13 protein-coding genes and 1 other RNA gene are annotated in these 13,626 nt (G+C 32.0%); 10 read left to right on the forward strand and 4 right to left on the reverse strand.

Going from position 1 to position 13,626, the window contains the following annotated elements:
* The first annotated feature begins 53 nt into the window (after positions 1 to 53).
* From VRU49_RS10155 to VRU49_RS10170, 4 genes are all read left to right on the forward strand, one after another.
* Positions 54 to 1,244 carry an acyl-CoA dehydrogenase family protein gene (locus VRU49_RS10155; protein WP_330146673.1) on the forward strand — a complete coding sequence of 397 codons (1,191 nt, stop codon included), beginning with the start codon at positions 54 to 56 and terminating at the stop codon, positions 1,242 to 1,244.
* A gap of 1 nt (position 1,245) precedes the next feature.
* Positions 1,246 to 1,623 carry an SRPBCC domain-containing protein gene (locus VRU49_RS10160; protein ID WP_330146674.1) on the forward strand — a complete coding sequence of 126 codons (378 nt, stop codon included), beginning with the start codon at positions 1,246 to 1,248 and terminating at the stop codon, positions 1,621 to 1,623.
* Between the two features lie 109 nt (positions 1,624 to 1,732).
* On the forward strand, positions 1,733 to 1,936 hold the full coding sequence (locus tag VRU49_RS10165; protein WP_330146675.1) for a hypothetical protein: 204 nt from the start codon (positions 1,733 to 1,735) through the stop codon (positions 1,934 to 1,936).
* 76 nt (positions 1,937 to 2,012) lie between these two features.
* Positions 2,013 to 2,225: a hypothetical protein gene (locus VRU49_RS10170; protein WP_330146676.1), complete on the forward strand. Its 213-nt coding sequence runs from the start codon at positions 2,013 to 2,015 to the stop codon at positions 2,223 to 2,225.
* A gap of 55 nt (positions 2,226 to 2,280) precedes the next feature.
* Here the strand turns inward: VRU49_RS10170 and lysA are convergent, their stop codons facing one another.
* Together lysA and VRU49_RS10180 are read right to left on the reverse strand one after the other, a co-directional pair.
* A complete protein-coding gene (gene lysA / locus VRU49_RS10175) occupies positions 2,281 to 3,441 on the reverse strand; it encodes a diaminopimelate decarboxylase (RefSeq protein WP_330146677.1) in 1,161 nt (386 codons plus the stop codon).
* Between the two features lie 171 nt (positions 3,442 to 3,612).
* Complete coding sequence (locus VRU49_RS10180; RefSeq protein WP_330146678.1) at positions 3,613 to 4,926, reverse strand: aspartate kinase; 1,314 nt, start codon at positions 4,924 to 4,926, stop codon at positions 3,613 to 3,615.
* Between the two features lie 135 nt (positions 4,927 to 5,061).
* Here VRU49_RS10180 and VRU49_RS10185 point away from each other — a divergent pair, with 135 nt between their 5' ends.
* The 6 genes from VRU49_RS10185 (at position 5,062) to VRU49_RS10210 (ending at position 10,602) form a co-directional block, all read left to right on the forward strand.
* On the forward strand, positions 5,062 to 6,804 hold the full coding sequence (locus VRU49_RS10185) for a phospho-sugar mutase (protein ID WP_330146679.1): 1,743 nt from the start codon (positions 5,062 to 5,064) through the stop codon (positions 6,802 to 6,804).
* Positions 6,805 to 6,868: 64 nt separating this feature from the next.
* Positions 6,869 to 7,510 (forward strand): SCO family protein, encoded by a 642-nt coding sequence (locus tag VRU49_RS10190; protein ID WP_330146680.1) that lies wholly within the window; start codon positions 6,869 to 6,871, stop codon positions 7,508 to 7,510.
* A 41-nt stretch (positions 7,511 to 7,551) separates the two neighbouring features.
* Entirely contained in the window at positions 7,552 to 7,935 is a 384-nt protein-coding gene (locus VRU49_RS10195) for a c-type cytochrome (protein ID WP_330146681.1), read from the forward strand.
* A 22-nt stretch (positions 7,936 to 7,957) separates the two neighbouring features.
* An RNA gene (rnpB, locus tag VRU49_RS10200) (RNase P RNA component class A) lies at positions 7,958 to 8,345 on the forward strand.
* Between the two features lie 132 nt (positions 8,346 to 8,477).
* The gene (locus tag VRU49_RS10205) at positions 8,478 to 9,869 is read left to right on the forward strand and encodes a sigma-54-dependent transcriptional regulator (protein ID WP_330146682.1); all 1,392 of its coding nucleotides are present in this window, start codon (positions 8,478 to 8,480) and stop codon (positions 9,867 to 9,869) included.
* A 10-nt stretch (positions 9,870 to 9,879) separates the two neighbouring features.
* Entirely contained in the window at positions 9,880 to 10,602 is a 723-nt protein-coding gene (locus VRU49_RS10210; protein ID WP_330146683.1) for an RluA family pseudouridine synthase, read from the forward strand.
* Positions 10,603 to 10,873: 271 nt separating this feature from the next.
* On the opposite strand, the gene VRU49_RS10215 is transcribed toward VRU49_RS10210, so the two are convergent.
* Both VRU49_RS10215 and VRU49_RS10220 read right to left on the reverse strand, forming a co-directional pair.
* Entirely contained in the window at positions 10,874 to 13,249 is a 2,376-nt protein-coding gene (locus VRU49_RS10215) for an endonuclease MutS2 (RefSeq protein WP_330146684.1), read from the reverse strand.
* Positions 13,233 to 13,592, reverse strand: coding sequence for a DUF4296 domain-containing protein (locus VRU49_RS10220; RefSeq protein ID WP_330146685.1), 360 nt, complete (start codon positions 13,590 to 13,592; stop codon positions 13,233 to 13,235). The genes VRU49_RS10215 and VRU49_RS10220 overlap by 17 nt, the downstream gene beginning before the upstream one ends.
* Positions 13,593 to 13,626: the final 34 nt, after the last annotated feature.

Here is a 13,626-nt window from a genome sequence, read left to right on the forward strand (position 1 = left end):
TGCTATGGTCTATTTTATTACCTTTGAAAAAGAAGACCAAATATAAGAAAAAGATGAACCGTTCCGCTAAAAAAGACTTATACGAATCACCAGATTATTATTTATTAGACGAATTAATAACTGAAGAACACAAATTAATTAGAGCAACTGCCCGCGAATGGGTTAAAAAAGAAGTTAGTCCTATAATTGAAGATTATGCGCAACGCGCTGAGTTCCCTAAACATTTGATACAAGGATTAGGAGAAATAGGTGCTTTTGGACCAACCATTCCAGTAGAATATGGCGGTGCAGGTTTAGATTATATCTCTTATGGTATTTTAATGCAAGAAATTGAAAGAGGAGATTCTGGGATAAGATCTACTTCTTCTGTTCAAGGCTCATTAGTAATGTATCCTATTTTTGCTTATGGCTCTGAAGAACAAAAGAAAAAATATCTTCCAAAACTTGCTACTGGCGAAATGATGGGATGTTTTGGTCTAACAGAACCAGATCATGGCTCTAACCCAAGTGGCATGGTTACTAACATTAAAGATGCCGGCGATCATTATATTTTAAATGGAGCAAAAATGTGGATTTCTAATGCACCATTTGCTGATATTGCTGTTGTTTGGGCAAAAAATGAAGCTGGAAAAATTAAGGGAATGGTGGTTGAACGTGGAATGGAAGGCTTCTCTACTCCAGAAACTCATGGAAAATGGAGCTTAAGAGCTTCTGCTACTGGTGAGTTGGTATTCGATAATGTAAAAGTTCCTAAAGAAAATGTTTTCCCAAATATTGAAGGATTAAAAGGTCCATTAGGTTGCTTAAATCAAGCACGTTATGGTATTGCTTGGGGCGCATTAGGTGCAGCTATGGATTGTTATGATACTGCTTTAAGATATTCTTTAGAACGTCACCAATTTGGAAAACCAATTGGTGGGTTCCAATTACAACAAAAGAAATTGGCCGAAATGATTACCGAAATCACTAAGGGTCAGTTATTAGTTTGGCGTTTAGGAATGCTTAAAAACGAAAATAGAGCTACACCAGAACAAATTTCAATGGCTAAAAGAAATAGTGTTGAAATTGCATTAGATATTGCTAGAAATGCAAGACAAATGTTAGGTGGTATGGGAATAACAGGCGAATACAGTATTATGAGACATATGATGAATTTAGAGTCTGTTGTTACTTACGAAGGAACACATGATATTCATTTATTGATTACAGGTATGGATGTAACAGGTATCAACGCATTTAAATAAAATGGATTATAAAAAATATACCTATTTACCAGCCCCACCAGAAGAAGTTTATTTAGCGCTAACAAAAGCGCAAAGTATTCAATTGTGGACTGGAGCAGAAGTAGAATTTGAAGAAATACCTGAAACAGAATTTTCTTATTGGGATGGCGATATAACTGGTAAAAATATTAGTTTCGAGCCTTACAAGAAAATAGTTCAACAATGGTATTTTGGTGATAATAATCCACCTTCTATTGTTACAATTAAAGTTCATCCAGATAAAAATGGAACATCTTTAGAGTTTGTACAAACAAATATTCCTGACGAAGATTATAAAGATTTTACCGCCGGAATTGAAGAATATTTTATAGGTGGATTAATTGATTTCTTCGAAGAATAAATCAAATTTTAAAATTACTCAAACTCCAGAATTACTTTCTGGAGTTTTTTTGTGCTATTTTTTTATTTCATAATTTATTACGATATTTAATAAACTTAAACAAAAAAAAATGTCAAGGAAATTATCAGTAATAATATTAGACATCGGACTAATTCTGTTGGCTTATAGCACCCTAATTTATTTTAAACTAGATAAAGGAGAATCCAAAGGTCCTTTTTGGAACCATCAACTCTTAGATTGGATACCCTATTTAGGAGGAGCCATTACTATTATAGGTTTTATTTTGTTGAGCCTAAGTTTTAAAAAAAAATAATTTTATAGCCCGCCTCCATTTTCCCTAATTAAACTATACCATAAAACAAATTAGATCAATACTTTGTTATTTATATATGGGAAAATCAGTAGGAATTATTTTAATGATCTTAGGTTTAGTTATGTTGGTGTGGACCGGATTTACTTATACTAAAAAAGAAAAAATAGTAGATGCTGGTCCAATAGAAATTACATCAGACAAAAAAGAAAGTGTGAATTGGCCACCTTTTGCAGGTGGTATTGCATTAGTAGCTGGAGTTCTGGTTTTTATTGCCTCCAAAAAAAATTAAAATAACCTAAAACAGATCAGAAATGAGTCAGAAACATTGAGTTCCTGACTCTTTTTTATTTTACTTCATTATCGTAAACATGTACAATAGATGGCCTTAAATTATAATTTGATGCCATTACCTCGCCATATGCCCCTGTACTTCTTATAGCAAACAAATCGCCTCTTTGGGTTTCAGCAAGCAATATTTCTTTTCCAAAACTATCAGTACTTTCACAAATAGGCCCCACAACATCGTATTTAACCGTTTTTTCTACATCAATACGTGTTAAATTTTCCACTTGATGATAGGCTTGATATAAAGCTGGTCGCATTAACTCAGTCATTCCAGCATCTAGAATTATAAAATTCTTCTTTCTACCCAATTTAACATATAAAACTCTAGAAATTAACGAAGCACATTGTCCAACCAAAGCTCTACCTAATTCGAAATGAACTTCCTGATGAGGGCCAACATTTAAAAATTCAGCGAATATTTTAAAATATTCCTTGAAATCTGGAATTTGATTATTTGGATTCATATAATCTATCCCTAATCCCCCACCAACATTTAAAACTTTTAATGTAAATCCGCGTTCTTCAAACCAGGCAGAAAATTCATTTACTTTTATACACAGGTGTTTAAACACCTCCAAATTGGTTATTTGAGAACCTATGTGAAAATGAATCCCTAAGAATTTAATATTTTCAGAATTCCTTAAAACAGAGGCGCATAAAGGCAAATCCCAACTGTTTATCCCAAATTTATTTTCATCAAGGCCAGTTGTAATATTGGCATGAGTATGTGCATCAACATTTGGATTAATTCTTAAAGCTACTTGCGCAATTTTACTCTTTGCCTTAGCCAATTCGTTAATCACTTCTAGTTCTTGAACACTTTCTACATTAAATGCAAAAATATCTAGATCTAAAGCTTTGTTTATTTCTTTATCAGATTTCCCCACCCCAGCAAATACTACTTTATTTGGCGAAAAACCACATTCTATGGCCTTTTCTACTTCTGCTCCACTTACACAATCTGCTCCAAATCCAAATTCTTGAATTGTCTTCAAAACATTCTCATTAAAATTAGCTTTTAAAGCATAATGCACATGATATTTATAAGCCTTAGCTTCATTTGCACATGCTTCTAAAGTTTTTTTCAATAATTCTAGATCATAATAATAAAAAGGTGTTTCAATTTCTGCAAATTGCGCTATATTTTTAGGACTAAACATGTTAAAATTTATAATTGTAGGATTAGCTATTATTGTCTTACTATTTCTTCTGGCCAATCAAGTAGAATTTAAACTACAAAAAATTAGTCAAGAAGCATATAATAAAAAGAATAGAGCTATAATTTTCTTTGCGCTATTCCTCGTTTTTTTGTTTTTTCTATTTAGAAAATATTAATCAAAAAGTCTGCTGTGTAAACTTCTCAAGGCCTCTACTTTATCATCTTGATTAATTAACATAGAAATATTGTAATTACTTCCTCCATAAGAAATCATTCTGATAGGAATATGCTTCAAAGCTTCTAAAACTCGTACAGCAAAACCATGCTTTTCAGCTCCAAAATCGCCTACTACACAAATTATTGCTTGGTCTTTGTCTACTTCAACATTTCCAAAATCTTTTAATTCATCAATAATTTGAGGTAAGAAATCCAATTTATCAATTGTTAAAGATACGGCTACCTCAGAAGTAGTAATCATATCAATTGGAGTTTTATATCTTTCAAAAATTTCAAAAACTCTTCTTAAAAATCCATAGGCTAAAAGCATTCTGCTACTCTGAATTTTTATAGCTGTAATACCATCTTTTCCAGCAATAGATTTTATTTTACCTTTTTCACTTTCTGTGGCTATTAATGTTCCAGGTGCATTTGGCTCCATTGTATTTAATAACCTAACCGGGATCTTATATTTTTGAGCAGGAAAAACCGACTGTGGATGCAAAATTTTCGCACCAAAATAAGCCAACTCTGCAGCTTCATCAAATGATAATTTTGCTATAGGTTTGGTTCCTTTTACGATCCTTGGATCATTATTATGCATACCATCAATATCAGTCCAAATTTGAACTTCATCTGCCAATAAAGCGGCCCCAATTAATGAAGCTGAATAATCACTTCCCCCTCTTCTTAAATTATCAACTTCTCCAAAGCTATTTCTACAAATATATCCTTGAGTTATAAATAATTTTGTGTCAGGATGAGCTTCTATAAGAGGCTTTAAATGTGCAGTAATAAATGGGATTTCAGGCTCATTATCTACATCAATTTTCATAAAATCTAATGCAGGTAGCAATACTGATTTTATATTGATAGATTTTAAGTAAATATGAAACAATGAAGTGGATAGTAATTCGCCTTGTGCCAATACTATTTTCTCTTCGATTGATGTAAAATGCTCTTTGCAGAAATTATTTAAAATATTGAAATGATAATCAACAATATCATTTGCTTCTTCTTTTAATTCGTCCTTTAAACCTAATCCTTCAACTATTTCAACATATTGCTGCTTCAATTTCTTTATAGCATTTGCAGCATCCTCACGCTTATCATTTAATAATAACTTCGAGATTTCAGCTAAACTATTGGTAGTTCCAGAAACAGCACTCAACACAACAATTTGATGTTCAGCTGGATCTATAATGTCGACTAGGCTTTTCATTCGGTCGGCACTACCTACTGATGTACCACCAAACTTTAATATTTTCATTTTGGACTTTAAATTAATTTATAAATAATTGTGTGAATTTACCAATAAGGCGTGAAAATTCAGCTAGATGAAAACATTTTTAATTAAAATATAGATATAATCCATACTTTAGCCATAAGTAATACTTGAGCGTATATGAATATAGAATCTAACATTAAAGCAAATATAGAAAGCTGGTTAAACGGTGATTATGATGAGGCGACTAAAAAATCAATTCAAAATTTAATTGATACTGGTGATGAAACCACTTTAATAGATTCTTTTTATCGTAATCTTGAATTCGGCACTGGTGGATTACGTGGGATTATGGGGCCTGGTTCAAATAGAATGAATAAATACACGGTTGGAACTGCAACTCAAGGTCTGGCAAATTATTTAAATAAAACTTATCCAAATCAACCAATTTCTGTTGCCATTTCATACGATAGCAGAAATTTATCTAAATATTTTGCTGAAATAACTGCCGATGTTTTTTCGGCTAATAATATAAAAGTTTACTTTTTTAAAGCATTACGCCCTACCCCACTTTTATCATTTGCTATTCGCGAATTGGGTTGCAAAAGTGGCGTTATGGTTACCGCTTCTCATAACCCAAAAGAATATAATGGGTATAAAGCTTATGGTGAAGATGGCGGACAATTGGTAAGCCCTGCAGATAAGCTTGTTATGAAAGAAGTGGCCGATATTAAAAATATTTCTGAAATTAAATTTAATAGAGTTGATGAAAACATTGAATTTATTGGCTCCGAATTAGATACTTTATACCTTAGAAAAATTTCTGAACTCTCATTAGAACCAGAAATTATAACGCAAGAATCAGATCTTAAAATTGTATATACGCCTATTCATGGTACCGGAATAACCATAGTTCCTGCAGCATTATTAAAATTCGGATTTAGAAATATTCATGTTGTAAAAGAGCAAGAACAACCAGATGGAAATTTCCCTACCGTAATATATCCAAATCCTGAAGAAAAAGAAGCCATGACAATGGCACTTTCATATGCCGAAAAAATAGATGCTGATTTAGTTTTAGCAACAGATCCAGATGCAGACAGAGTGGGAATTGCGGTAAAAGATAACCATGGAAAGTTTATTTTGTTAAATGGTAATCAATCTGGCAGTTTACTAGTTCACTATTTGTTAGATAGATGGAATGCGGCAGGTAAATTAACAGGCAAAGAATACATTGTTAAAACGATTGTAACTTCCGATTTAATTGCAAAAATCTCAAAATATTATAACGTTGATTGTTTCGAAACCTTAACAGGATTTAAATACATAGGTGCCTTAATTACAGAATTACAAGGTAAAAGAGAATTTATTGGCGGTGGCGAAGAAAGCTATGGATTATCTGTTGGAGAATTAGTAAGAGATAAGGATGCAGTTATTAGTTGTGCATTTATTGCCGAAATGACTGCTTTTTATAAAAATCAAGGCAAGAGTTTATTTGATGCTTTAATTGACATATATATTAAACATGGTTTCTATAAAGAAACTTTACTTTCGCTTACTAAGAAAGGGAAGTCTGGCGCCGAAGAAATCAAATCAATGATGGAAAAGTTCAGATCAAATCCTCCTTCAACAATAGGAAATTCTAGGATTATTATACTTAAGGATTATGAAAAAGGAATTAAAACAGATCTAGTTAATAATACTACTCAACCGCTTAATTTTCCAAAATCTGATGTTTTACAATTTATCACAGAAAATGGAAATATTATTTCTGCAAGACCTTCTGGAACAGAACCTAAAATTAAATTCTATTGCAGCATAAATAGTAATTTAAACACGGTTGAAGATTATGAGAAAGTAAATACTGAATTAGACAATCATTTAAGTTCACTTTTAGTTGATCTTGGTGTTACAGAGATGTAATTTTTAATACTAAATTCTACCCATATAATCGTTTATACCTACATTTACGAATTATTTTAATACTATGAAATTTAGATCTATATTTTTATTTTCAATACTTGTTTTAAGTGTTATAACGGGATGTAAGGAAGAAAAAACATTACCAATTTACGGAGAAAGACATACGCAAGAAACTAAGCTTGCAAATGGCGAAATTAAGGTAGATACAATTTATAAAACCATCCCAGACTGGGAGTTTTTAAATCAAGATAGTGTTCTTATAAATCAAAAAACATTTGAAAATAAAGTATATATAGCTGACTTTTTCTTTACTTCTTGTTCAACAATATGCCCTATTATGCATAGGAACATGAAAACGATCTATGATGAGTTTAAAAATAATGATGATTTAATGTTCTTATCTCATACCATAGATTTCAAATACGATAAACCTTCGAGATTAAAAACCTATGCTCAAAAATTAGGTGTAGATACTAAAAAATGGCAATTTGCATATGGTTCAAAAGAAAAAGTTTATACCATTGCCGAAAAAGATTATTTGGTTGCTGCTAATGAAGACAGTACTGCAAGAGACGGTTATATTCATCAAGGTTTCTTTATTTTAATAGATAAACAAAGAAGAATTAGAGGCGCATACGACGGCACTAATGATGAGCAGGTAGAAAAATTGAGGAAAGATCTTCCTATATTATTAAAAGAAAAATAGTGCAGAGAAAAATTATAAGCTTATTATTTCTTAATTTTTTAGTGCTGATAATTATAAGTAGTTGCCAATCTGCTGAAGAATTGGAACAAGCAAAGTATTATATAAACGGCATGTCTGTTTATGAAAAAGCTTGCCAGAATTGTCATGGTAAAAAGGGAGAAGGATTAGGAGAATTAGTTCCTCCCCTAACGGATACTTTATTTATGCAAGCCAATAGAAATAAATTGGCGAGTATAATTAAAAATGGCACCAATGAAGAATTAATTATACATGGTAAAAAATATCAGGAAGAAATGAAAGGTTTCCCTGAAATGACTGATATGGATATTGCACAAGTTATAGTTTATATCACGAACTCATTTGGCAATAAACAAGGAATGTACCCATACAGCCAAGTTTCAATAGATTTATCACAGTCTAATTAGCCTTTTTACTATCTTTGTGAAAAATGTAGACTGTTCTATCGCTGCGATTTAGGTCGGAGAGGAAAGTCCGGGCAACAAAGTGCATCTCACTTGCTAACCGCAAGGTATTCAATTAACTTTGAGTAACGGAAAGTGCCACAGAAAATATACCGTCGGTCTTTTAGACCGATAAGGGTGAAAACGCGAGGTAAGAGCTCACGACAATTATGGGTGACCATGGTTGTGGTAAACCCTGGGAGTTGAAAGTCCAAATAGGTTCCATATGGAGTTGCACGCTTCGTTTTTTAGCTTTCAGCTAAAATTTAATGGAATGGGTAGGGCGTTTGAGCTATATGGCAACATATAGTCTAGATTAATGATAGAAATCCGTTTTACGGAAACAGAACCCGGCTTATAGGTCTACATTTTTTCTTTTTTATTAATTTAAAGAGAAATTTTAATTATCCAAACAATAGAATTTTTATCCTGTTTATTCCGTTAAAGAATAATAGAAATAAAAAAAGTATCTTGTTAAAAAAAAATCTAAAAGAAAATCATATTAAATGGCTAAAATTCTAATAATAGACGACGAAAGAGCTATCCGAAGTACCCTTCGTGAAATCCTAGAATATGAAAACTACGAAGTTGAAGATGTAGATAACGGAATAGATGGATTAGAACTAATTCGCAATAACAATTATAATGTAGTTTTATGCGACATTAAAATGAATAGAATGGATGGAATGGAAGTTTTAGAGCAATCATTGGCTTTAAAACCAGATATCCCATTTATAATGATTTCTGGCCACGGAACAGTAGAAACTGCCATTGAAGCTAGTAAAAAAGGTGCTTTCGATTTTATTTCAAAACCACCAGATTTAAATAGGTTATTAATTACAGTAAGAAATGCATTAGACAGAGGAACACTAGTTACCGAAACTAAAGTCTTAAAAAGAAAAGTAAGTAAAACCAGAGAAATTCTTGGAGAATCAGAAAGTATTACCAGAATTAAAGAGACTATAGAAAGAGTTGCCCCTACAGATGCTAGAGTCTTAATTACGGGTGCAAACGGAAGTGGTAAGGAACTTGTTGCTCGCTGGCTACATGAACGTTCTAATAGAGCTGAAAATGCATTAATCGAAGTAAATTGTGCTGCCATCCCTTCAGAATTAATTGAAAGTGAGTTGTTTGGACACGAAAAAGGCTCATTTACCTCTGCAGTTAAACAAAGAATTGGAAAGTTTGAACAAGCCAACGGCGGTACTTTGTTTTTAGATGAAATTGGCGATATGAGTTTGTCTGCTCAAGCCAAAGTTCTACGTGCTTTGCAAGAACATAAGATCTCTAGAGTTGGTGGCGAGAAAGAAATTGAAGTAAATGTTAGAGTTTTAGCTGCTACTAATAAAGATTTACTTAAAGAAATAGAATTAGGAAATTTTAGAATGGATTTATACCACAGACTAAATGTGATTAATATTCATGTACCTAATCTTACCGAAAGAACAGAAGACATACCAGTAATTGCTCAAAATTTTTTAGAGGAAATTTGCAGAGAATACGGTATGCCGATAAAAAAAATTAATGAAGCTGGAATGAAAGCCCTTAAATCGTTACCGTGGACAGGTAATGTTAGAGAGCTTCACAATATGATTGAACGTCTAATTATTTTAAGTGATAAAGTAATTAGTGAGCAAGATGTAATTGCATTTGCTAATCCAACAGGAGGTACTAATATTGGAAGTGGAAACGAATCTCAATCTACAAATGGCAATTCAATAAATTACGATGACTTCAAAAGTTTCCAGGATTATAAAGACCAGGCTGAAAAGGACTATATTAAATTTAAACTGGAGAAAAATAATTGGAACGTTAGCAAAACTGCGGATGAAATAGACATTCAGCGTAGTCATTTATACAGTAAAATAGAAAAATTTGGCCTAAAACGCCTCGATTAACCCCCATATTTTGAAAATACCACAGTTTAAAGATCTTATAATATTTGAAAATAATGATCTTATAGTAGTTAATAAACCCCCTTTCCTAGCTTCTTTAGATGATAGAACAGGAATGGGTGAAACCAATATTCTTAGAATGGCAAAAAAGTATCATGCAGATGCACAAGTTTGCCATAGATTAGATAAAGAAACTTCAGGCGCCATAATTATTGCAAAAAACCCTGAAGCATACCGACATATTTCAATTCAATTTGAAAAAAGAAAAGTAAATAAAATATATCATGCCGTAGTTCAAGGACAATTTGTTTTTGAAAATTTATTGGTTGATTTACCTATTTTAAATGAAGGAAATAAGCATGTTTCTATTGACAGAGCCGAAGGTAAAAGAGCAGAAACTTGGTTCAATTCTATTAAATACTTTAAACATTATACTTTAGTAGAATGTAAGCCGGTTACGGGTAGAATGCACCAAATTAGAATTCACCTAGCTACACAACGCGCTGCAATTGTAGGTGATGACATGTATAAAGGTAAACCTGTTTATTTATCGTCATTTAAAAGAGGATATAAATTATCAAAAGATGTAGAAGAACAACCCATTATGAAAAGGTTTGCTCTTCATGCAAGACAACTAAGTTTTAAAGATCTACAAGATAATACAATTGATATTACAGCTCCTTATCCAAAAGATTTTGAAATATTGCTAAAACTATTAGAAAAACACGATAGCTAATATCTAATTAAAAGTCATCAATCTACTTCATGATTGATGACTTTTAATTCATTTTGATCAATTCAAATTCAAAAACACTTATTATTATTTAGAATAATTAAAAATTACTACCTTTGTAGTAATGAATGATTCTACAAAAAACGCTGGGTTTCAAATTAATGATGAACAACAAAAAGGAATGCGATTCTTATTTTCTTGTACAGCAGAAATGAAAAAATGTTGCGAAAAATATAAAAAAGGAAAACGTTGTAAAAAATGTCCTAAGCGCTAATTAGGCAAGATAAACATAACTTATTCCATCCCCTCCTCTATCAGCGTGTTCATCCTCTATTCTTTTTACTTCGCTATATTTTCGTAGATATTCTCTGATCATTTTTCTTAATATTCCATCCCCTCTTCCATGAATAATCTTCAAAGATGGAAAACCTAACATGATAGCTTTATCTAAATATTTTTCAACTTCTGCCAAAGCCGCTTCGGTTCGCATACCTCTCAAATCCAACTCTGCTTTAAAATTAGTAGCCAAATCAGTCATACCACCAGCAAAAGCATTGCCTTGAGCTAACTTTTTAACCTGCTTATGGCTAACTTTTTTTACGGAATTTCTTTTTACCACAGTTCTTAAATCGCCCAAAGCCACTACCAAGGAGTTTTTATTAATAGTTATAACCTGACCAACCGCATCATTGCTTAATAATTTCACCCAATCTCCTGCAAGTATCTCATCATCATTTTCTTCAATTATAACTTTCTTTTTTGGCTCTTCTTTTATTTTATTCTCCTCTAAACTCCTATTTAAATTATCTCTAAGTGCTTTTGTAATTTCTTTATCAGCCTGCTTCTTCTTGATTTGAGAAATGGTATTTTCAACCAATTTATTTGCATTTTTGATGATGCTTTGAGCTTCCAATTTTGCTTCTTTAAGCAATTTCTTTTTATTCTCTTCTAAAAATTCTTTGTGCTTTTCATTTTCAGCCACTAAATTCTTAACCTTATTTTGCAGGTTTGCCAGATTAATTTTTGCTTGATGAACTTCCTTTTTCTCTTTCTCTAGTTCAACCAACATTTTATCTAAACTATTTTGCTTTGTACCTGTCTTTTTCTTAGCAAGTTCTATTACATCATTCTGTAAACCAATATTTTGAGCAATTTCAAATGCATAAGAACTTCCTGGCTTGCCTATATCCAAAATATATAACGGCTTCATTTTTGAGTTATCAAATAACATGGAGGCGTTTTCTAACCCTTCATTATTACCCGCAAAAAGTTTTAAGTTAGAATAATGTGTTGTTATTACACCTCTTACTTTTTTATTATTTAAAGTTTCCAAAACCGCTTCCGCAATTGGTCCCCCAAACTGAGGATCTGTACCCGTTCCAAACTCATCTATCAACACTAATGTTTTAGCGGTGGCATTTGAAATAAAATAGCGCATTTTATTTAAATGAGCACTATAAGTACTTAAATCACTTTCAATACTTTGATCATCACCAATATCAGCGAAAATTTTATCAAATACGCCAATTTCAGTATGTCCGTCGGCTGGAATTAATAATCCAGATTGTGCCATCATTTGCAATAACCCAATTGTTTTCATGCAAACAGATTTTCCACCGGCATTTGGCCCAGAAACCACTAGTATTCTTAAACTTTGATCAATATGCGCATTTAATGGAACTACAGTTCTATTTTCTTCTTTAAAGCTCAACATCAATAAAGGATGCCTTGCATTTTCTAATTTTAATTTAGGTTCATTCTTTAAAATTGGAAGTGATGCATTTATAGATATTGCAAATAATGCCTTTGCTCTAACAAAATCTAATTTGGTTAAAAACCCATGATAAGCAACTAATTGAGCATTATAAGGCCTTAACTCATCTGTTAATCGAGTTAAAATTTGAATAATTTCACGTCGCCTATCAAATTCTAAATCGCGAAGCTGATTATTTAAATTAAAAACCTCTTCAGGTTCTAAATAAACAGTTTGACCACTTGCAGATTCATCGTGTATAAAACCTTTTATTTTTCGTTTGTGGTCAGATAAAATCGGAATACACATTCTTCCATCACGCATAGTTAAAGAACCATCAGCAACATAATTCTTGCTTACTGCCGTTCTATAAATACTATCCATGCGCTTCCTAACTTCCTGCTCTCCTTTTGCTATTTCTGTAGTTATAGCCTGTAGCCTTTGAGATGCATTTGGTTTAATTTTTCCTTTTAAGTCAATTACAGACTCAATCGATCTTAAAATTCCTTGCTCTATTGGTAAATTTTCAAATAATGCCTCTAAAGCTGGATAAACATCCTTTCTTTCAGCAAAAAACCTTAAAACAGAAAATACGGTTTGCAAGGATATATATATTTGAAATACTTCTTCTTCTGTTAAATAACTACCTTCTACGCGTATTTTTTCGGTTAAACGTTTTATATCAAAAAATACATTTATCTGTAATGGCTCATTGTCTAAAAGAATGGTCTTAAACTCATGAGTCTGCCTTAAAAATTTGTCTATTTGGTCGAACCGGCTCATGACCTGCATTTTGCCCACCATTTCTTGTCCCATAGGACTTAGACAATGTTTCAACAATAATTGTCGGATTTCCGAAAACCCAACTCTTTCCTCGCAATTATTGGGATATAACATTTTGCTTATCTAATTTCTCCTCTTCTTTTAATATTTTATCCAAATCTGTAGTAACCTCTTGGTAAATAGCACTTAATTTTTCCGGATTTTGGTTGTAATAACTTAGGCTACGTGCGTATTGGGCAGAATCTACACCAAAATGCTTATAAATACTATTATAATAAACTGATCCAGACTTTCTTGAAGAATCTAACGATGTATAAGTCATTAAATAACCATCTACAACATGAATATTAATTAAAATATCCTTCATTTTTTCAGGAGCAATTACATCCTTTGGCACACCTGACTTACAGGCTAACAAAATAAGAATTGAACATATTAGTAAAATATTTTTGCGCATTCCAGATAAATTCTGTTGGATTTGAAATAAGGTT

This window comes from Pedobacter flavus, from assembly GCF_036324285.1.
GTDB lineage: Bacteria > Bacteroidota > Bacteroidia > Sphingobacteriales > Sphingobacteriaceae > Pedobacter > Pedobacter flavus.